At 72.6% G+C, this 22,630-nt stretch carries 4 protein-coding genes; all 4 read right to left on the bottom strand.

Translation table 11 applies throughout. The features are described from left to right. Window positions 1–51 precede the first annotated feature (51 nt). Genes VM306_RS16120 through VM306_RS16105 form a run of 4 tightly spaced genes read right to left on the bottom strand, consistent with a single transcriptional unit; the run spans window position 52 to window position 22,608 of the window. Window positions 52–804, bottom strand: a complete 753-nt coding sequence (locus VM306_RS16120; protein WP_325515802.1) for a thioesterase II family protein — start codon at window positions 802–804, stop codon at window positions 52–54. Then, window positions 804–1,994 carry a cytochrome P450 gene (locus tag VM306_RS16115; protein ID WP_325515801.1) on the bottom strand — a complete coding sequence of 397 codons (1,191 nt, stop codon included), beginning with the start codon at window positions 1,992–1,994 and terminating at the stop codon, window positions 804–806. Before VM306_RS16115 ends, VM306_RS16120 begins: the two co-directional genes overlap by 1 nt. Further along, window positions 1,991–3,208 carry an MFS transporter gene (locus VM306_RS16110; RefSeq protein WP_325515800.1) on the bottom strand — a complete coding sequence of 406 codons (1,218 nt, stop codon included), beginning with the start codon at window positions 3,206–3,208 and terminating at the stop codon, window positions 1,991–1,993. The genes VM306_RS16115 and VM306_RS16110 overlap by 4 nt, the downstream gene beginning before the upstream one ends. Then, window positions 3,205–22,608 (bottom strand): non-ribosomal peptide synthetase, encoded by a 19,404-nt coding sequence (locus VM306_RS16105; protein ID WP_325515799.1) that lies wholly within the window; start codon window positions 22,606–22,608, stop codon window positions 3,205–3,207. The genes VM306_RS16110 and VM306_RS16105 overlap by 4 nt, the downstream gene beginning before the upstream one ends. Window positions 22,609–22,630: the final 22 nt, after the last annotated feature.

The following is a 22,630-nucleotide window of genomic DNA, read 5'->3' as shown; positions in this document are numbered from 1 at the left end:
GCGATGGGACGGGTTGCCGCCTCGAACCTCTCGCCGGACCCGATACTCGGGCTATATCGCGGCCATACCCGGCTTCGCCCAGTTCTCGTCGGCGCGGAACAGCTCCGCCAGTCCCGCGGCCGAGTCGTCGAAGTAGAAGTGGCCGCCCGGCTGGGTGACCGCGCCGAACGGCCCGATCGTGATGTCCTGCCAGCGCAGGACATCCGCGTGCGACACCGACTGGTCGCTGTCGCCGGCGATCGCCGTCACCGGGCACGTGAGCGGTGCGCCGGTGGTGTACCGGTAGGACTCGATCAGGCGGAAGTCGTTGCGCAGCGCGGGCAACGACAGCTGCCACAGCTCCTCGTCCTCGAGCAGCGCCGCTCCGGAGCCGCCGAGGAACCGGACGTACTCGCGGATCTCGGCATCAGTGTGGTCGGCCGTGCGGCGGCGGTGCGCGGGTGGTGCGTCGCACGCCGACACGTACAACCGGGTGAGCCGGGACGGGAACTGCGGCCGCAGCCGCCGGGCCGTCTCGAACGCGACCGCGGCGCCCATGCTGTGGCCGAAGAACGCGGTCGGTCTCGTCAGCCGGGGCGCGACCTCCGCGGCCACCCGGTCCGCCAGCTCGGCGAGGTCGCCGGGTAGCGGGTCGGCGATGCGGTCCTGGCGGCCGGGGTACTGCACCGCCACCACCTCGACGGTCGGACCGACGAGCTCGGCCCAGCCGCGGAACGTGCTGGCCGCGCCACCGGCGTGCGGGAAGCACACCAGCTGCCGCAGGGCGTGCGGGCGGGGCGTGAAGGTGCGGAACCAGCCGGCCATCACCTCACCCCGATCCGCAGCCGGCGCAGGAACCGGAAGTTGATGCTCTCGAGCCACACCGGCGCGTCGTCCAGCAGCTCGATGCTCGCGAACCGCTCCAGCAGGCGGGAGACGGCGATCTCGATCTCGGCCAGCGCCAGCGAGGCGCCGAGGCAGTAGTGGATGCCGTGCCCGAACGACAGCTGGTCGTGCGCCTTGCGGGTCACGTCCAGCCGGTCGGGGTCGGTGTAGCGCTTGGGGTCGCGGTTGCCGGCGCCGAGGACGAGCGCGACGGACTGGCCGCGTTCGACGTGATGACCCGCGATCTCCAGGTCCTCCAGCGCGACCCGGCTGGTGAACTGCACGGAGCTGTCGTAGCGCAGGAACTCGTGCGCCGCGTTCGCCGCCAGCTCCGGCCGCGACCGCAGCAGCCGCTGCTGGTCGGGGTGCTCCAGCAGCGCGAGCACGGCGTTGCCGATCAGGTGCGTGGTCGTGGCCTGGCCCGCGTCGATGAGCAGCACGAAGTTCGCGAAGACCTCGTCCTCGGTGTAGTCGTCCCTGGCGAGCTGCCCGGACACCATCCTGGTGAACAGGTCGGTGCCGGTGCCGTCGCGGCGGGCCTGCGCGCCCTCGTCGAACAGGCCGCGCAGCGCCGTCACCCGCGGCACCTCCCGCCGGGACTGGGTGAAGAACTCGTGCAGCAGCCCCTGCCAGCTCTCCAGCAGGTGCGCGCCGCGGTCCGGGACACCGGCGAGCTGCCCGATGACGTCGCGGGTCAGCGGTTCGGAGAAGTCCGCGATCACGTCCATCCCGCCGCGGGCGGCGGCCGCGTCGAGCAACGACTCGACCCGGTCGGCGATGACCTCCCTGACCTCCTTGACGAACCGCGGTGTCAGGCCGGGCCGCAGCAGCTGCCTCAACCGCGTGTGCCGCGGCGGCTCGGTGAACAGCATCATCGGTTCCAGCGCGTTCTTCAGCGTCGCCAGCCCGGTGCGGGCCTCGTCGGGGAGCTGCTCGTAGAACTGCTCGATGCGGGCGCCGGAGAGCCTGGGGTCCTTGGACAGCCGGGTGATCTCCTCGTGGTCCAGCACGATCCAGGTCCGCATCCACGGGTCCCAGTGCACCGGCCCGTGCTCGCGCAGCCGCCGGTACAGCGCGTACGGGTCGGTCTCCCCGTACTGGCCGAACAGGCTCTCGACCGCCTTCGTCATGCGTTCACCCTTTCCCGGTACTCGGTGGTGCGGACGACGGGCGTGAGCCAGGCGGTCACGGCGACGGCGGCCATCACCGCGGCCACGCCGAGCACCGTGTGGCCCGTTCCCCAGGCTGCCAGCAGGAAACCGGCGGCCAGCGCGCCGAACGAGTTGGCGCCGGAGCTCAGCAGGCCGGCCACGCTGCCGACCCGGCCCTGCATCTCGTCCGGGGTGACCTGCACCTGGTAGACGCCGGCCATCACGTTGATCAGGGCGCCGGCGAACGACATCCCGGCGAACAGGCCGCCGAGCACGACGGGGTTCGCGGTCAGCGCGACCACCGGCATCAGCAGCGCCCACGCGGCGAACACCGTGATGATCACCATGCCGGGCCGCAGCCTGCGCACGAACCACGACCCGCTCATCGCGCCCAGCACCCCGCCGACACCGGACGCCGCGCCGATCACGCCGATCACCGCGGGCGAGCCGCCGCTCTCCTTGACGATCAGCGCGAGGCTCAGCGACAGCACCTGGAACAGCACGTTCGTCACGGCCACCAGCAGCACGGCCGAGCGCAGGAACCGCTGCCGCAGCAGCCAGCCGACGCCTTCGGCGATCTCGGCCCGCAGGTTCTTGCGGGGACCCCGCTCGGTCTGGAAGTCCTTGCGGATCAACAGCAGCGTCACGAGCGCGACGAGGTGCCCGAGCGCGGTGAACACGAACGGCGCCCACCGCACCAGTGCGAACAGGACGCTGCCCAGCGGCTGGCCGAGCAGACCCGCCGCCCGGCCGCGCGCCTCGTTCTGCGACAGCGCGGCGGGCAGGTCGTCGGGGCGCACGACGTTGCGCACCGCCGCGCGTTCGGACAGCCGGTAGAAGATCTGCGCGCTGCCCTCCAGGAAGGCCACGACGAGCAGGTGCGGCAACCAGAGGTGCCCGAGCAGCAACGAGATCGCGACGCTGCCGATCGTCACGAACGACACCGCGTCGCACGTGATCATCACGCGCCGCCGGTCCCAGCGGTCGACGAACACGCCCGCGGGCAGCTGGAGCAACAGCATCGGCAGCAGTGCCGCGAACCCGACGAGCCCCGCCCGCACCGCCGACCCGTCCTGCCAGATCATCAGCAGCGGGTAGGTGACCGTCGTGACGGTGCCGCCCAGCGCGGAGATGCCCGCGCCGGTCCACAGCAGCCGGAAGTCCCGGTTGTGCCGCAGCACCCCCGCGCTCATCGGTCGCCCTCGAGCAGCGAGGTGTACTGCTTCACCGCGTCGGCGCCCGCGTCGGAGTTCGTGAGCGCCACGAACCCGTCACCCGTGCCGATGCGGCACATCGCCATCGCGTGGAAGCCGCCGCCCGTGCCGCCGTGCCCGAACTGGACGTCGGTGCCGAGGTCGTCCACGACCACGCCGAGCCCGTACGCGCTGTGGCGATGTTGCGCGGTCACCATCTCTCCGGCCAGCTCGGGCGACAGCAGCGCGCCGGCGTGGCCGAGCCGGGACCTGCGGATCTCCAGCAGGAACGACGCGAGGTCGCCCGCCGTCGTCCACAGGCCGCTCGCCGCGGCGGGCCACAGCAGCCACGGAACGGGCTCGCCGTCCTGGTCGTGGCCCTGCGCGGCCGGGCCGGCCGCCGGGCCGTAGCCGCTGCGCGCCATGCCGAGCGGGGCGAACACGAGTTCCCGCACCAGCTCCGGGAACGGCTGCCCGGTGACGTCCTCCAGCAGCTGCTCGACGATCGTGTAGTTGACGTCCGCCTTGCGGAACACCGCGCCGGGCGGTGTCTCCAGGCGGGCGTCGCGCAGCAGTTCGGCGAGGCCGGGCAGGGCGGTGTAGCCGGGGTTGGGCGTCGGAACCAGGCCCGACAGGTGGCCGAGCAGGTGGCGCGGGGTGACGCGGCCGTCGGCGGGGGCCGACCAGCTCGTCAGGTAGGTGTTGACGTCCTCGTCGAGGTCGAGCACGCCCTGCCGGACCAGGCGCAGCACCGCGAACGCCGTGACCGGTTTACTGAGCGACCCCACCTGGAACACCGTGTCCGCGGTGACCACACCTTGCACGCGGACCTCGGCAAGCTCTCCGCCGCGGAGCACCGCGACGCTCACATCGGTCCCGTGGTCCACGACCGGGGCAGGCTGTTCCCGGTCCATCGCCGCCGCAACAGCAGAGAGGCGGTCGTCGGCGTACATCGTCAGCAACGACAGGGTCCGTCCGGCACGGCGAGCCGCCGCGATCACCTGGAACACCAGGATCGAGTGGCCGCCGAGCTCGAAGAACCGGTCGGCCGCGCCGACCCGGTCCAGACCGAGCACCTGCGCCCACACGTCCGCGAGCCACTGCTCGGTGTCGGTGATCGGCTCCTGGTGCGGCCGGTGCGCGAACGACGATCCGTCCGGAGCCGGCAGCGCCCGCAGGTCGAGCTTGCCGTTGGCGGTCAACGGGATCTCCGGCACCAGCACGAACGCGGCGGGCACCATGTGGGCGGGCAGCCGGGCTGCGAGCCACGAGCGCAGGTCGTCCCGCTCTCCCGCCACGTAGGCGACGAGCCGGCCGGAGTCGAGCACCACGCGGGCGTCGTCGACCCTCGTCCGCAGGACCGCCTCGATCTCGCCCAGCTCCACCCGGAACCCGCGGATCTTCACCTGGCCGTCGGCGCGGCCGAGGAAGTCCACGTCACCGGAGGGCAGCACGCGGGCGAGGTCGCCGGTGCGGTACAGCCGGGAACCGGGCGCGCCGAACGGGTCCGGCACGAACCGCTCCGCGGTCATCCCCGGCTCGCCGAGGTAGCCGCGGGCCACGCCGAGGCCGCCGATGAACAGCTCACCGGGCACGCCGACCGGCACCGGCCGCAAGGCGGTGTCCAGGACGTAGGTCGAGACACCGGGCAACGGCATGCCGATCGGCACCACATCGGTCTCGTCGCGCACCACGTGCTCGTTGGTCGTGACCGTGGCCTCGGTGGGGCCGTAGGAGTTGACGATCCGCCCGCTGACCAGGCCGCGCGCCGCCGCCACGACGTGGCCGGACACGGCCTCGCCACCGACGACGAGCGCGTCGGCCAGCACCTCGGACACCTGGCCGGTGACCAGTTCCAGGTGGCTGCGGGTCAGCTCGACGAAGTCGAACGGCCCCTGCTCGGCGAGCCAGCCGCCCAGTGCGTCGAGCGGGAGGTCGCGCGGTGCCAGGTGCAGTGGCGCGCCGGCGGTCAGCGGCCCGTGCAGGTTCGAGACGACCATGTCGTAGGCGACCGACGCGAACAACGGCGCACCGCGGCCGCGCACGTACTCGGAACGGACGTAGGCCAGGAAGTTCGCCAGGCCGCCGTGCGTGACCTGCACGCCCTTGGGCCTGCCGGTCGACCCGGACGTGTAGATCACGTACGCGAGCTGGTCCGGGTCCGTGGTGAGCGCCGGCGCGGCCGCCGGGAACGCGTCCAATCCGTCCACAGCGGCCGGATCGACCACCGCCGTGCAACCGCGCAGCATCTCCTCCACGCGCGCCGCCGGGAACGACGGGTCGACCGGCACGTAGGCCGCGCCCGCCTTCCACACGCCCAGCAGCGCCGCGACGAGGTCGACCCCGCGCTCCAGCACCACGCCGACGAGCGACTCGGTGCCGACACCCCTGCCGCGCAACAGCTGCGCGACGCGGTTGGCCCGTGCGTCGAGCTCCGCGTACGTCACGGTGGCGCCCTCGAACGTCACGGCGGTTGCGTCCGGCGTCGCCGCGGCGTGCGACTCGAACAGGTCGATGGCGGAGGAAGCCGCCACCGGCTCCGGTCCGACCGGCAGCACGGGCTCGCCCTCGGGCAGGTAGGTCCCGCAGACGTCGTCCGCGACGACCGAGGCCAGCGCGGCCCGATACATCTGGGCGAGCCGTTCGGCGTTGTCCCTGCTGAGCAACGCGCTGTCGCAGGCCAGGAAGAGGCAGCTGTCGGACGCCGTGACGGCAAGCGGGAACTCGTCGTGGCTGTGGCCCTCGGCCGGGTCCGCGGCCACGTCGAGCGTGCCGAAGTCCTCGTAGCTGAAGTACACCTGCACGAGCCGTCCGCCGTCCGCCAGCTCGTGCTGGATCGCGGGCATCGGGAAGTGCCGGTGCGGCCACAGCGCCAGCTCGCGGTCGAACACCTGCCGGACGAGGTCCGTCCAGGACGACGTGATCTCGACCGGGAACGGCACGGTGTTGAGGTGCGTGCCGTAGACGCGGTCGCCGCCGTCCGGGCGGCAGTGCGTGACGAGGCCCGAGTGGAACCGGCGGGCGGGCGTGAGCTGGCTGAGCACCTTGAGGTGCGCGGCCAGCAGGACGCTCTTCACCGGTACGCCGGCCGCCGACGCGACCGCGCGCAGCCCGTCCGTCAGGTCGTCCAGCGGGACGCGCAAGTGACAGCTCCCGCCGGGCCCGCCCCAGCCCTCTGGCAGGACGAACGGCTCGAACCCGTCGACCACGTCCTGCCAGAAGGCCCGGTCCTCGCTGGACGCCAGCGCCCGCAGCTCGGCCGCGACCGTGTCCGCGAACCGCAGCCGGGGCGGCGTGAACGCGGGCAGGTCGGCGCCGTCGCGCACCGCCCGGTAGGTCTCCAGCAGCTCGCCGCGCATTGTGTTGAACGTCCAGCCGTCGACCACGACGTGCGACTGGGTGATCGTGAGCTGCCACTGCCCGCCGGCCAGCCGGTGCACGGTCAGCCGCAGCAACGGTGCCGCGGAGTGCGGCAGCGCGGTCGCGGCCTCGGTGCGCAACGCCGCCCGCACCTGCTCGTCCGCGTCGGCGGCCGCGGTCAGGTCCACGACCCGCAGCGGCACGTCCGCCGTGGCGTGCACCAGTTGCAGCGGCACCGAGTACCGGTCGAGGTCGACCGACGTCCGCAGCGCCTCGTGCCGGGACACGAGCACCTGCAGCGCGCGGTGCAGCGCGTCGCGGGAGAACGGCTCGCTGATCCGCGCCGACGCCACCCGGTGGTAGCTGGGCGGGCCGTCCGCGGACAGCATCTCCACCAGCATGCCGGTCTGCGGCTGGGTCAGCGGGTAGGCGTCCACCAGCCCGTCCGGCAGCAGCGCGCGATCGGCATCGGCCAGCAGCGCGAACGGCTCGACCGGCTCCACGTCGTCGTGGTCCGGGGACGACGCCAGCAGCGCGGCGATCGTCTGGTGCCGCAGCACGTCGAGCGCGCTCACCGCGATCCCGGCGGCCTTCATCTCCCCCACGACCATCACGGCGCGGATCGAGTCGCCGCCGAGGTCGAAGAAGCCGTCGGCCAGCCCGACCCGGTCGACGCCGAGCACCGACCGCCAGATCGCCGCCACCCGTTCCTCGACCGGCGTGCGCGGCGCGACGAACCCGGCGCCGGCGAACGCGCCGCGGTCCGGTTCGGGCAGTGCCCGCTTGTCCAGCTTGCCGTTGGGCGTGAGCGGGATCCGGTCGAGCACCGGGTACGCCGCCGGGACCATGTAGTCCGGCAACGTGCGGCCGAGCCACGCGCGCAGCTCGGCGGGGTCGATGTCGCCCGCGGGCACGACGTAGCCGACCAGCGACTCCGCCCGCAGCAGCACGACCGCCTCGCGCACCGCCGGGTGGGCGGTCAGCGCGGCCTCGATCTCGCCCAGCTCCACGCGGTAGCCGCGGATCTTGACCTGGTCGTCGGCGCGGCCGGCGAAGCCGAGGCTGCCGTCCGGCCGCCGCACGGCCAGGTCTCCGCTGCGGTACAGCCGCGATCCGGGCGGCCCGAACGAGTCGGGCACGAACCGCTCCGCCGTGAGCTCCGGCCGGTTCAGGTAGCCGCGGGCGACGCCGGGGCCACCGACGTGGATCTCACCGCGCGTGCCCATCGGCACGAGGTCACCGTTCGCCCCGAGCAGGTGCACGGCGAGGTCGCTCAGCGGCCGGCCGACCGGGTTGCCCGCGCCCGGCAGCAGGTCCTTCTTGGACAGCCGGTGGTACGTGGTGTGCACGGTCGTCTCGGTGATGCCGTACATGTTCACCAGCGCCACCCGGCCGAGGCCGACGCGCTCGACCCACGGCGCCAGCTCGCCGATCTCCAGCTTCTCGCCGGCGAACACCACCGCCCGCAACGACAACCGCTTGATCCGCGGGTCGGCCGCGAGCGCGACGAGCGAGCGGAACGCCGACGGCGTCTGGCTGAGGATCGTGATCTCGTTGTCCACCAGCAGGTCGAGGAAGTCCTCCGGCGAGCGGGTGACATCGCGCGGCACGACGACGAGCGTGCCGCCGTGCAGCAGGGCGCCCCACATCTCGAACACCGACACGTCGAACGCGTACGAGTGGAACATCGACCACACGTCCGACTCGTCGAACGCGTAGTGCTCCTGCGCGGTCGTCATCAGCCGCACCACGTTGGCGTGCGTCAGGCACACACCCTTCGGCTTCCCAGTCGAACCCGAGGTGTAGATCGTGTAGATCAGGTTGTCCGGCACCGTCAGCGACGCGGGGTTCGCGTCCGGTCCCGCCGGAAGCGCGGCCATCATCTCCGCGTCGACCACGATCGAGACACCGGCGTCCTCGCGGACGTACCGCAGTCGTTCCGGCGGGTTGACCGGGTCCAGCGGCAGGTAACCCGCACCGGACTTGAGCACACCCAGCAACGCGGGCAGCAGGTCCGGTCCGCGCTCCAGGGACACGCCGACGAGCTGCTCCGGCCCCGCCCCGAGGGAACGCAGGTGGTGCGCCAGCCGGTTCGCCCGCGCGTTCAGCTCCGCGTACGTGAGCAACACGTCTCCGGCGACGACGGCGACCGCGGCGGGCGTCCGCGCGACCTGCTGCTCGAACAGCTCGTGCACGCACGACGTCACCGGCTCCGCCACGGCGTCGGTGAAGCCGAGCAGCCGCTCGCGTTCCCCCGCCGGGAGGCACACCGCCCGCGCGTCACCGTCCACATCGGACGCGATCGCCTCGAGAACCGCGCGGTACATGCCCGCGAGCCGTTCGGTGTTCGCGCGGCTGAGCACGCGTTCGTGCGAGTTCACCCAGAGCCGGTCGCCGCGGTTGAAGACCGAGAGGTCGAACTCGTTGGGGCCGATGTTCATCCGGGTCCCGGCCGCCACCCGATCGGTGTCGACGTGGTGGAAGTCCAGGTAGTTGAACAGAACGTTGATCAGCCGGCCGCCGCCCCAGTCGTGCTGGACAGCGGGCATCGGGTACCGCCGGTGCGCCCACAGCTCGACCTCGGCGTCGAACACCTGCGTCAGCAGCTCGCGCCACGTCCGCGCCGACCGGTCGACGCCCATCGGCAGCGTGTTGAGGTACATGCCGGGCACGCGGTCCGCGCCGAGCACCTCCGGGCGCACGTCGCAGACCAGGCCGGTGTGGTAGGCCGGTTCGTCGGTGACCTGGCCCAGCACCTTGAGGTGCGCGGCCAGCAGCACGCTCTTCATGGACACACCGGCGGCGGTCGCGACCGAGCGCAACGCACCGGCGAGGTCGTCGAACGGCACCTCGACGTACACGCGCTCGTCGGAGTCGCCGGCCCACTCGGCCGGCATCGCCGCCGGCACCTGCGTGCTGGTGACGCGCTGCCAGTAGTCCTTGTCCTCCGCCGATCCCAGCGCCGCCAGCTCGCCGGCGATCGTGTCGGCGAACCGCACCCGCGGCCGGTCGTACGGCTCGAGCCCGGTGCCGTCGCGCAGCGCCCGGTAGACGTCCAGCAGCTCCATGAGCAGCAGGTGGTAGCTCCAGCCCTCGGTGATCGCGTGCGACTGCGTGAAGGTGACCCACCACGCCTCGTCGCTCTCGACGTGCGCGATGATCCGCATGAGCGGCGCCCGCGCGACGTCGAACACCGCCGCGCGCTGCTCGGCCGCCAGCTCCTGACGCACCCGAACAAGGTCCTCTTCGGACAGTCCGCGCACGTCGCGGAGCTCGACCGGCAGCTCGGCCGTGCCGTGCACCAGCTGCAGCGGCTCGGAGAACCCGGTGAGCCGGAACGACGTCCGCAGCACCTCGTGCCGGCCGGAGAGGACCTGCGCGGCCGCGGTGAGCGCGGCGGGGTCGAGCGGTTCGGGTTCGGTCACCCGGAACGTGTTGATGATGTGGTACGGGTGCCGGCCGTCGTCGGCCAGCATCTCGATGATCATGCCGAGCTGGGTGCGGCCCACCGGGTACGCGTCCACGACGTCCGCGGGCAGCGACGCCCGGTCCGCCGGGGAGAGCAGCTCGAACGGCTCGACGTAGCGCTGCTCGGCCGCGGCGCCGCGACCAGCGAACAGCCGGCACAGGTTCTCGACCGTGCGTGCCTCGAAGACGTCCCGCACGGCGACGTCGAAGCCCTCGGCGCGCAGCGCGCCGACCACGCCGACCGCGCGGATCGAGTCACCGCCGATGTCGAAGAACCCGTCCCGCACGCCGACCCGCTCGAGGCCCAGCGCGGTCCGCCAGACCTCGGCGACGCGGGCCTCGGTCTCGGTGCGCGGTGCGAGGTGCTCGCCGCGGGCGAACGCGTCGTCGCCGGGTGCGGGCAGCGCCTTGCGGTCGTGCTTGCCGTTGGGCGTCAACGGGAACTCGTCGAGCCGCACGAACGCCGCCGGCACCATGTAGTCGGGCAGCGTGCGGCCGAGCCGGTCGCGCAGCTCCTCCCGCGACGGCGTCCCGCCCGTGTAGTAGGCGATCAGGCGGTCGTCGCGCACGACGACCAGTGCCTCGGCGATCTCGTCCAACGCCACGAGCTCCGCCTCGATCTCGCCCAGCTCGATCCGGTGCCCGCGCACCTTCACCTGGTCGTCGATCCGGCCGAGGAAGTCGAGCGCGCCGTCCGGCCGCCAGCTCGCGAGGTCGCCGGTGCGGTAGAGACGTGCGCCCGCCGGTCCGAACGGGTCGGGGACGAACTTCTCCGCTGTCAGGCCGGGCCGGTTCAGGTAGCCGCGGCCGACGCCGAGACCGCCGACGTACAGCTCACCCTCGACCCCGGACGGCACCGGCTCCAGCCGCGCGTCGAGCACGTAGAGGCGGGTGTTGCGGACGGCCTCGCCGATCGGCACGCGCCGCCCGTGCAGCCTTTCGGTCAGGAACGCGTGCGTCACGTCGTCCGAGCACTCAGTCGGGCCGTAGGCGTTGACCAGCGGGATGTGCGGGTAGCGGGCGAACCAGCGCGGGCACAGCTCCGGCGGCAGCGCCTCACCGGTCACCATCAGCCACCGCAGGTCCGGCAGCCCTGGCAGACCGGTGCCGCTGTCGAGCGCGGTGCGCAGCAGCGACGGTACGACCTCCAGCACGGTGATCCGCTCCCGCGCGGTCAGCCCGAACAACGCGTCCGGGTCGAGCGCAGTGTCGCCGTCGACCACGCGGACCGCGCCGCCGACGACCAGTGGCGCGAGCATCTGCCACACGGAGATGTCGAACGACGGCGAGGCGTTCTGCACCACGCTGTCGTGCTCGGTGAGCCCGAGGTCCTCGATCTTCGCGAGCAGGTGGTTGCCCATGCCGCCCCGGCGCACCATCACGCCCTTGGGCCGCCCGGTGGAACCGGACGTGTAGATCACGTACGCGAGGTTGTCCTGCGTGGCCCGCGGTGCCGGGTCGGTGTCGGGCAGGTCCGCCGGGGCGGGCTCGTCCACCAGCACGACGGACGCGTGCGACACCTTGTCCAGCAACGAGGTCCGCGTGATCAGCAGCTCGGCGCCGGCGTCGGAGTGCATGAACTCGAGGCGCGAGGGCGGCGTCTCCGGGTCGAGCGGAAGGTAGGCGCCCCCGGCCTTGAGCACCGCGAGCACGGCGGTGACCAGCTCCGGCGAGCGTTCCAGGCAGATCGCGACGACCGTCTCGGGACCGACGCCGAGGCCGGTCAGGCGGTGTGCCAGCTGGTTGACGCGCTGGTTGAGGCCGGCGTAGGTCGCCACGTGGTCGTCGGCGGTCAGCGCGACGGCGTCCGGGGCGAGCGCCACGCGGCGTTCGAACTCCTGCTGCACGCAGAGGTCGACCGGTTCCTGCTCGGTGGCCGACGCCTCGACGAGCAGGCGTTCGCGTTCGCCGACGGGCAGGTGGGTCGTGCGGGCGTCGCCGTCGAGGTCGGCGACCATGGCGTCGAGCACCGCGCGGTACATCTCGCCGAGCCGCGCGCCGTCGGCCCTGGACAGGACGGTGGTGTTCGCGGTGAGGTTCACCCGGTTCGGGCGGCAGTGCAGGGTGAGGCCGAACTCCGTCTGGGACACCGAGTACCGCGACTCGACGTCCTCGCCGGCGGACTCCTCGTGCCGCAGGTCCACGTAGTTGAACGCGACGTCCACGAGCCGCCCGCCCGGCCAGGCGCGCTGGATCGCGGGCATCGGGTACCGCCGGTGCGGCCACAGGGCGACCTCGCGGTCGAACACGCCCAGCACCAGCTCGCGCCACGTCGCCGCGGAGCGGTCCGCGGGGAACGGCACGGTGTTGAGGTGCATGCCGTAGACGCGGTCCGCGCCCTCCAGCTCGGGCCGTGCGTCGCAGACGAGGCCGACGTGGTACGCCGGTGCGCCGGTCAGCTGTCCCATCACCTTGACGTGCGCGGCGAGCAGCACGGTCTTCACCGACACGCGCAGCCGCGCGGCCAGTGCCGTCAGCGCCTGCTCGTCCAGCGCCACCGCGACGTCGTAGCTCTCGCCGGGTTCGTCACCGCGCCACGACTCCGGCAGCGTCACCGGGGCGTGCGAGTGCACGACGTCGCGCCAGTACGTGGAGTCCACTTCGGACTCCAGCGAGGCCATCTCGGCCGCGATGTAGTCCGCGTACCGCACCGGGGGCGCGGTGTGCGGCGCCGGCGGGAGTCCGTCGCGCAGCCTCCGGTAGCAGTCGACCAGCTCGGCGAGCAGCCAGTGGTGGCTCCAGCCCTCGACGATCGCGTGCGGCCGGCACAGCGACAGCCACCAGCCGTCGTCGCCGGTGAGGTGCGCGGCGATCTTCAGCAGCGGTGCCGCGTCCAGGTCGAAGCCCGCGTTGCGTTCTGCGAGCAGCGACTCCATCAACGCGTCCTCGCCGTGCACCTCGTGCACGGTCACCGGGACGTCCACGTCGGCGTGCACGACCTGCATCGGCACGGAGTACGTGTAGAGGTCGAACGAGGTGCGCAGGAGGTCGTGGCGCGCCACGACGGTGTTCGCCGCAGCGCGCAGGGCGGCCTCGGAGAACGGCCCGGCGATCCGGTAGGAGGCGAAGCTGCGGTAGGCGTCGTCCTCGGTGAGCAGCTCGACCACCATGCCGGTCTGCACCTGCGACATCGGGTACGCGTCGGCGGCACCCGCCGGCAGCTTCGCCCGGTCCGCCGCGCCGATCAGCTCGAACGGCTCGACGGGCTCGCACGCCGTGACGTCGTCGCGGCCCGCAGCCACGGCGGCGAGGCCCGCGACCGTGCGGTGCTCGAAGATCTCGGGCACGGACAGGTCGACGCCACCGGCGCGCAGCGCCCCGACCAGCCGGACAGCGCGGATCGAGTCGCCACCGACGGAGAAGAACTCGTCGTGGACGCCCACGCGGTCGAGGTTCAGCACCTCGCGCCACACCGCGGCGATCCGCTCCTCCACCGGGGTGCGCGGAGCGACGTGGTCGGTGCGGGCGAACGCGCCGGCGTCCGGGTCAGGCAACGCGCGCCGGTCGAGCTTGCCATTGGGGGTCAACGGGACGGCGTCGAGCGGCACGAACGCGGACGGCACCATGTAATCCGGCAGGTCACTGGCCAGTGCCGCGCGGAGGTCCTCCTCTGGCGCGCCGACGACGTAGGCGACCAGGCGGTCGTCGCGCACGACGACGACGGCCTCGCGCACACCCTGTACCGCGGACAGCGCGACCTCGATCTCGCCCAGTTCGACGCGGTAGCCGCGGATCTTGACCTGGTGGTCGGCGCGGCCCAGGAAGTCCAGGGTGCCGTCAGGGCGGCGCTTCGCGAGGTCGCCGCTGCGGTAGAGCCGGGAACCGGGCGGGCCGAACGGGTCGGGCACGAACCGCTCGGCGGTCAACTCCGGCCGGTTCAGGTAGCCGCGGGCCACACCGGGACCGCCGACGTGGATCTCGCCCGGCACGCCCACGGGCACGAGCCGGCCGTGCGTGTCCAGCAGGTGCACCGACAGGTCCCGCAACGGTGACCCGACGGCGTTGCCCCCGGCCAGGTCGGCCTCGGTGACGCGGTGGTAGGTCGTGTGCACCGTCGTCTCGGTGATGCCGTACATGTTGACCAGCTCGACCCGGCCGAGCCACGGCCGCAGTTCGCCGAGCTCCAGCTTCTCGCCGGCGAAGACCACCGCACGCACCGACCACCGGCCGGTCCGCGGGTCCGCGGGGTCGATCGAGTGGAACGCCGAGGGCGTCTGGCTCAGCACCGTGACACCGGTGTCCACCAGCAGGTCCAGGAAGTCGTCCGGCGAGCGGGTCACGTCCCGCGGCACCACGACGAGCGTGCCGCCGTGCAGCAGCGCACCCCACATCTCGAACACCGACACGTCGAAGGCGTAGGAGTGGAACAGGGAGAAGACGTCGGACTCGCCGAACTCGTAGTGCTCCTGCGCGGTCGCCATCAGCCGGACCACGTTGCGATGGGTCAGGCTGACGCCCTTCGGCTTCCCGGTCGACCCGGAGGTGTAGATCGTGTAGATGACGTTGTCCGGGGAGGAGACCGGATCGGGGTCGGTCTCCGGCCCGTCGGGCACCTCGGGTGAGGTGATCACGATCCCGGCACCCGCGTCCTCGCGCACGAACCGCAGCCGGTCCTCCGGGTTCACCGGGTCCAGCGGCAGGTAGCCGGCGCCGGACTTCAGCACGCCCAGCAGAGCGGGCAGCAGGCCGGGACCGCGCTCGAGCGAGACGCCCACCAGCCGTTCCGGTCCCGCGCCGAGCGAACGCAGGTGGTGCGCCCACCGGTTGGCCCGCGCGTTCAGCTCCGCGTACGTCAGCGACTCGTCGCCGGCGACCACGGCCACCGCGCCGGGCGTTCGCGCGACCTGCTCCTCGAACAGCTCGTGCACGCACTTGGTGACGGGCACCGGGCTGGTCTCGCCGAGCCGCAGGAGCTGCTCCCGTTCGCCATCGGGCAGGAGCACCTCGCGGGCGTCACCGTCCACATCGGACGCCATCGAGGTCAGCACGGCGCGGAACATCCCGGCGACCCGGTTCGCGTTCTCCTGGCTCAGCACGTGCGAGTTCGTGGTGATGGCCAGCAGGCCGCCGAGCGTGGTGATCGCGAGCGCGAACTCGTTGGGCGCGTCGTTGAAGCCCCAGCCGTCCTCAGCGACCTCGGAGTCGAGCCGGTGGAAGTCGAGGAAGCCGAAGAAGACGTCCACGAGCCGTCCGGCCCGGCCGCGGATGGCGGGCATCGGGTAGTGACGGTGCGCCCAGGCCTCGATCTCCCGGTCCGACACCTGCCGGACCAGCTCGCGCCACGTCCGCGCGGTCCGGTCGGCGGGGAACGGCAGGGTGTTGAGGAAGTTGCCGTACAGCCGGTCGGCGCCGGGCGCCTCCGGCCGGGAGTGGGTGACGAGCCCGGTGTGGAACGCGGCCTCGCCGGTGAGCTGGCTCATCACCTTGACGTGCGCGGCGACCAGCACGCTCTTCATCGACACCTTCGCCGCCGAGGCCAGCGCGCGCAGCCCGTCCGCGAGGTCGCCGAAGTCGAGGCCGGCGCGCACGGACAGCGGCGGGGCGGTGCGGTCGCCGTGCCAGCCGGCGGGGATCTCGAACTTGGCGTGCTCGTCGACGAGCCGCTGCCAGTACTCCGCGTCCTGCGGCGACTCCAGCGCCGCGAGCTCGGCCGCCACGAAGTCGGCGTAGCGCACCGGGATCGGCTCGTAGCGGCCGAGGTCCTGGCCGTCGCGCTCGCGCCGGTAGACCTCGAGGAGCTCCATGAGGAACAGCTGGTTGCTCCAGCCGTCCATCACCGCGTGGTTCTGGGTGAACGAGCACAGCCACTCGTCGTCGCTCATGAGGTGCGCGCAGACCCGCAGCAGCGGCGTTCCCGCGGCGAGGTCGAACACGTCCGCCCGTTCGGCGGCCACGAAGTCCGACACCGCGGCCCGCCGGTCGCGCACGTCGAGAGCGCGCAGGTCGCGCCGGTCCACCGGGGTCTCGGCGACGGCGTGCACCAGCTGCACCGGCACGGAGAAGCCGGTCAGGTGGACGCTCGTGCGCAGCACGTCGTGCCGTGCCACCACGATCCGCACGGCGCGGGCGAACGCGAGAACGTCGAACGGCCGGTCGTCGTGGACGGTGTAGACGTTGACGTTGTGGTAGTTGCTGCGGCCGGGGTCGGCGAGCATCTCCACCAGCATGCCGGTCTGCACCTGCGACAACGGGTAGGCGTCGACGATCCCGTCCGGCAACGCCGCCCGGTCGTGGGCGTCGAGGAGCGCGAACGGCGCGACGAAGCTGTCCGCGGTCACGGCCTCGCGCCCGGACAGCCGCTCGCACAACGCGGCGACCGTGCGGTGCTGGAACACGTCCTTGACGGACACGTCGAACCCGGACGCCCGCAGCGCGCCGATCAGCGCCACCGCGCGGATCGAGTCGCCTCCCAGTTCGAAGAAGTCGTCGTGCACACCGCACTCGGACCCGAGGACGTCGTGCCACACCGCGGCGACCCGTTCCTCGAGCGGCGTCCGTGGCGCCACGCTCGCCGCCCGTGCGAACGCGTCCGCGCCCGGTGCGGGCAGTGCGGCGCGGTCGACCTTGCCGTTGGCGTTCAACGGGATGGCGTCGAGCTGGACGAACGCCGACGGCACCATGTACGCGGGCAGCACGGGTTCCAGCACCGCGCGCAGCTCCTGGGGGTCGAACTCCGCGCCCGTCAGATAGGCGACGAGCTGCTTCTCGCCGGGGTTGTCCTCCCGCAGCACCACGCGCACGTCGGTGACGCGCGGGTCCTGCGCGATCCTCGCCTCGATCTCGCCGAGCTCCACGCGGTACCCGCGGATCTTGACCTGGCCGTCGCCGCGGCCCAGGAAGTCGACGTCGCCGTCCGGCAGCACGCGCACCACGTCGCCGCTGCGGTAGAGCCGCGCGCCGGGCGGGCCGTACGGGTCGGGCAGGAAGCGCTCCGCGGTCAGCTCCGGGCGGCCGGCGTAGCCGCGGGCGACTCCGGTCCCGCCGACGTACAGCTCGCCGGGCACGCCCACGGGCACCGGCTCCAGCCGGTGGTCGAGCACGTACATGGTCACGTTCGGCAGCGGCCGGCCGATGGGCTGGACCTCCGCGGTGATCGGGCCCTCGACCGGGTGGACGCACGTGCCGACCGACGTCTCGGTGGGGCCGTACTCGTTGACCAGCCGCACGTCCGGTGCCAGCGCGCGCCACGCCGTGACGACGCGGCGGGTCAGCGCTTCGCCCGCGACCACCAGCAACGGCGCGATCGCGTTGGCCCGCTCCGGCGGGAGCTGGTGGGTCAGCACCTCCAGGTGCGCGGGCGTGAGCTTGATGAAGCTGTACGGACCGGCCAGCGCCGCGCCCAGTGCGCCGAGATCGGTGTCCTGCGGCACCATGTGCACGGCCTGGCCGGCGAGCAGCGGCGCCCACAGGTTGGGCACCACGAGGTCGAAGGCGATCGACGAGAACAGCGGCGCGCCGCCGGTGCCCTGCGACGCCAGCTCCTCGACGGCCCACCACACGTGGTTCACCAGGCCGCGGTGCGGCACCTGGACGCCCTTGGGCCGCCCGGTCGAGCCGGACGTGTAGATCACGTAGGCGAGCCGGTCGAGGTCGGCGACCCGCTCGGGGGCGGTCGCCGGTTCGGCCGAGACGTCGTCCACGCCGACGACGAGCGTCGGACCGGAGAAGTCATTGGTGTACTCGGGTTGCGTGACGAACGCGGCGGCGTCGGCGTCCACGAGCGCGCCGGTGACGCGGGCTGCGGGGAACGACGGGTCCATCGGCAGGTAGGCGGCACCGGCCTTCCACACGCCCAGCAGGCACGCCAGCAGGTCGGGGCCGCGGTCGAGCAGCACGCCGACCACGGTCTCGGTGCCGACGCCGAGGGCACGCAACCGGTGCGCATAACGGTTGGCGAGTGCGTCCAGTTCCACATAGGACAGCTGACGGGTCCCGTCGGTGACGGCGACGGTGTGCGGGGTGCGGGCGACCTGGTCCTCGAACAGCTCGTAGGTGCACTTCTCCGCCGCGGCGGCGGGGTTGACAGCCCACTCCCCCAGCGTCAGCGCGGTCTCTTCCGGTGCCACGAAGGTCTTCTGGGCGTCACGTGCCGGATCAGCGGCCATGTCCGCGAGCACCGCGCGGAACATCGCCGCGATGCGTTCGGTGTTGGCGAGGCTCAGCGACGACGAGGCCGCGGTGAGGAAGATGTGCTTGTTGCGCGAGGAGATGGTGAGCGGGAACTCGGTGGGGCTGTCGTCGATGCCCACGGAGGCGTCCACCAGTTCGGTGTCGACCTGGCGGAAGTCCTGGTAGTTGAAGAAGACGTCGATCAGCTGGGCCGCGCCGTACTCGCGCTGCACCGCGGGCAGCGGGTACCGGCGGTGCGCCCAGGACTCGACCTCCTGCGCGAAGACCTGCTGCACCAGGGCCAGCCACGTGGGGGCGCCGCGGTCGAACGGCAGTGGCAACGTGTTGAGGTACATGCCGAACACCCGGTCGGCGCCGAGGACCTCGGGGCGCACGTCGTAGACCAGGCCGCCGTGGAACGACGGCAGGTCGGTCAGCTGGCTCAACACCTTGAGGTAGGCCGAGAGCATGACGGCCTTGAGCGACGCACCGGCCGCCGTCGCCAGCGCCCGCAGGCCGGGTTCCAGGTCCTCCCAGGAGATCCGCACGTGGTGCGTCGTGCCGGGTTCGGAGCCCCACCCGGTCGGCAGCGTGACCTTCGGGTAACGGGTCACCACCGAACGCCAGTACGCACCGTCCACACCGGACTCCAGCGACTCCAGCTCGGCGGCGACCGAGTCGGCGAACCGCACGCCGGGCCGCTCGTGGGGCTCGGGTTCGACGCCGTCGCGCAGCGAGCGGTAGAGCCGCAGCAGCTCCATCAGCAGCGAGTGGTAGCTCCAGCCCTCCATCACCGGGTGGCACTCGGTGATGGAGATCCACCAGGCGTCCGTGCCGGTGAGGTGCGCGTGGAACCGCATGAGGGTGGGCCGGGTCAGGTCGAACGGCGTGGCGCGCTGCTCGCGCACCCACTCCTGCAGCGACGCGAGCTGGCCCTGCTCGTCGAGGTGGCCGAGGTCGCGCTGCCCGACCGGCATGGTCGCGGTGGCGTGGACCAGCTGCAGGGGCACCGAGAAGTCGGTGAGGTGGACGCTCGTGCGTAGCATGTCGTGGCGTTCCACCACGATCCGCGCGGCGGCTTCGAAGGCCTCCCGGGAGAACGGGCGGTCGTCGAGGATCCGGAAGCAGGAGCAGTTGTGGTAGTTGTTCTTGCTGTCGTCGGCCAGCATCTCGATGACCATGCCGGTCTGGATCTGCGACAGCGGGTAGGCGTCCACGACGCCCTCGGGCAGCGCCGCCCGGTCCTCCGCGCCGATCAGCGCGAACGGTTCCACGAGCGCCTGGTCCGCGGCGACCAGGGCGGTGCGGCCGGTCAGCAGCTCGCACAGCTCGGCGACCGTGCGGCGTTCGAACACGTCGCGCACGGCCAGGTCGAAGCCCTCCGCCCGCAGCGCGCCGACCAGCGCGACCGCGCGGATGGAGTCGCCGCCGAGGTCGAAGAAGCCGTCGTGCACGCCGACGCGCTCCACCTCGAGCGCCGTCGCCCACACCGCGGCGACCTGCGCCTCGACCGGCGTGCGCGGCGCCACGTACTCGCCCCGCGCGAACGCGTCGAGGTCCGGTGCGGGCAGCGCGCGCTGGTCGAGCTTCCCGTTGGAGGTCAACGGGATCGCGTCGAGCCGCACGAACGCGGCCGGCACCATGTAGTCGGGCAGGTCTCGGCCCAGCGCCATCCGCAGCGCGGCGGTGTCCAGGTCGCCGGCGGCCGGGACGACGTAGGCCACGAGCCGTTCGTCGCGCGCGAGCACCACAGCGTCGCGGACGTCGTCGAGCGCCGTCAGCGCGAGCTCGATCTCACCGAGCTCGACGCGATAGCCACGGATCTTGACCTGGTGGTCGATGCGGCCCAGGAAATCCAGGCTGCCGTCGGGGCGGCGCTTCGCGAGGTCGCCGCTGCGGTAGAGCCGCGACCCGGCCGGGCCGAACGGGTCGGGCACGAACCGTTCGGCGGTCAGCTCCGGCCGGTTGAGGTACCCGCGGGCCACACCGGGACCACCGACGTGGATCTCGCCCGGCACGCCGATCGGGACCAGCACGCCGTGCGCGTCGAGCAGGTACACCGTCAGGTCGCTGAGCGGCCGGCCGATGGGGTTTCCCGCCGACAGTTCCAGGTCGCCCGGCTGCACCTCGTAGAACGTGGTGTGCACGGTGGTCTCGGTGATCCCGTACATGTTGGCGAGCCGCGGCTCGGCGAGGCCGCACCGGTCGGTCCACGGCCGCAGCTCCGGCATCTCCAGCTTCTCGCCCGCGAAGACCACGGCGCGCAGCACCAGCCGGTCGATGCGCGGGTCCCCGTCGGCCGCCGCGCCGACGAGCGAGCGGAACGCCGACGGCGTCTGGCTCAGCACGGTGACCTCGTTGTCCACCAGCAGGTCCAGGAAGTCCTCCGGCGACCGCGTCACCTCCCGCGGCACCACCACGAGCGTGCCGCCGTGCAGCAGCGCGCCCCACATCTCGAACACCGACACGTCGAACGCGTACGAGTGGAACATCGACCACACGTCGGACTCGTTGAACTCGTAGTGCTCCTGGGCGGTGCGCATGAGCCGCACGACGTTGGCGTGGGTGAGCACGCAGCCCTTGGGCCTGCCGGTGGAGCCGGAGGTGTAGATCGTGTAGACGACGTTGTCCGGGCCGGAGAGGTTGGCAGGGTTGGTGTCCTGGCCCTCCGGCAGCGACGCAAGCAGCGCGTCGTCGACCACGAGGGTGACGCCCGCGTCGGCCTGCACGTACCGCAGCCGGTCCTCCGGGTTCACCGGGTCCAGCGGCAGGTAGCCCGCACCGGACTTCAACACGCCCAGCAACGCGGGCAGCAGGTCCGGTCCGCGCTCCAGGCGCACGCCGACGAGCTGCTCCGGCCCCGCCCCGAGGGAACGCAGGTGGTGCGCCAGCCGGTTCGCCCGCGCGTTCAGCTCGGCGTAGGTCAGCCGGGTGTCACCGGCGACGACCGCCACGGCGTTCGGCGTGCGGGCCGCCTGCTCCTCGAACAGCGTGTGCACGCAGTCGGTCACCGCGGCGTTCCAGCCGGGCACCGACCCGGTGACGAGCGCGTGCTCCGCGTCGTCGAGCACGGTCAGCCGGGAGATCGGGAGCGCGGTGTCGGCGAGCGCCGACTCCAGCAGCCGCAGCAGGTGCCCGGCGGCGCGCTCGACCGTCTCCTCGTGGAACAGCGACGTGGCGTAGACCAGCTGACCGGCGAACGTGGCGTCCGGCAGGTCGTTGATCTGCAGTTCGAGGTCGCACTTGGCCACCCGCCCGGTGGCGGTGCGCGGCTCGACGGTGACGCCGGGCAGGCCGAAGGGCGCCCCGCCGCGGTCGTGCATGGTGAACGCGACCTGGTGCAGCGGGGTGCGGGACATGTCCCGCTCCGGCTGCAGGTCGTCGACGAGCCGGGCGAACGGCACCGCCTGGTGGTCGTAGGCGTCGGCGAGTGTGCCGCGTGCCTGCACGAGCAGCTCGCGGAACGCGGGGTCGCCGGCCCACCGCGCGCGCAGCACGAGGGTGTTGACGCCGTAGCCGATCATGCCCTGCAGCTCGGGGCGGGTCCGCCCGGACACGGTGGTGCCGACCGGCACGTCGGGCCGGCCGGTGTAGCGGGCCAGGAGCACCTGGAAGGCGGTGAGCAGCACGACGAACGGTGTGGTGCCGAACTCCTTGGCCACGTCCCGGATCCGCGCGGACAACCCGGCCGGCACCTCGAACTCCACGGCGTCGCCGGCGGAGTCGCGCACCGCGGGCCGCGGCAGGTCGGTGGGCAGGTCCGCCGGCTCGACGCCGGCGAGCTGGCCGTGCCAGTAGGCGAGCTGGTCCGCCAGGGCGGGGTCGTCGCGCTGCCACGCCGCGTAGTCCGCGTACTGCGTCGGTACCGGCGGCAGCGACGCGGGCTCACTGCGCGTGAACGCCGTGTAGAGCGCCTCCAGCTCCTCGCCGAGGACGCGCGTGGACCACGCGTCGAACGCCACGTGGTGGAAAACGAGCGTCAGCACGTGGTCCTCGGGCCCGCTGCGCCACAGGCGGGCACGCACCGGCCAGTCGTGCTCGAGGTCGAACGGCTCGACCGCCTCCTCGCCGACCGCGGCGTCCACATCGGACACCTCGGTGACCGGCAGGATCAGCGGCGCGGGCGGGTCGACCACCTGCACGGGCTCGGCGCCGTTCACCGCGTACCGGGTGCGCAGCACCTCGTGCCGGGCGACGACCTCCTGCCAGGCCCGTTGCAGCGCGGCGACGTCGAGCCGTCCGCGCAGCCGGAACGCCAGGGGCACCAGGTACTCGGCGCTGCCGGGGTCCAGTCGGTTGAGGAACCACATCTGCCGCTGGCCGTGCGACAGCGGCAGCGGCGCGGACCGGTCCGCACGTCCGATCCCCCGCCGCCTGCCCCGCACGCCGCCGCTGAGCCACCGGCGCAGGAGCTCGTCCCTGTCGGTGGCGGTGCTCGTGTGCTCGATCTCGCCGGTGCTCATGGTCGACCCGTTCCTCCCCGAT

This window comes from Lentzea sp. (genome assembly GCF_035525475.1).
In the GTDB taxonomy this organism is placed as follows: Bacteria; Actinomycetota; Actinomycetes; order Mycobacteriales; family Pseudonocardiaceae; genus Lentzea.
The sequence above is the reverse complement of the archived record's forward strand: the minus strand, read 5'-3'. Positions and strand labels throughout refer to the sequence as shown.

Excerpts from the sequence above, each read along its gene's own strand:
- VM306_RS16115 (WP_325515801.1), bottom strand. The coding sequence starts at position 1,994 with ATGACGAAGGCGGTCGAGAGCCTGTTCGGCCAGTACGGGGAGACCGAC.
- VM306_RS16110 (WP_325515800.1), bottom strand. The coding sequence starts at position 3,208 with ATGAGCGCGGGGGTGCTGCGGCACAACCGGGACTTCCGGCTGCTGTGG.
- VM306_RS16105 (WP_325515799.1), bottom strand. The coding sequence starts at position 22,608 with ATGAGCACCGGCGAGATCGAGCACACGAGCACCGCCACCGACAGGGAC.
- VM306_RS16120 (WP_325515802.1), bottom strand. The coding sequence starts at position 804 with ATGGCCGGCTGGTTCCGCACCTTCACGCCCCGCCCGCACGCCCTGCGG.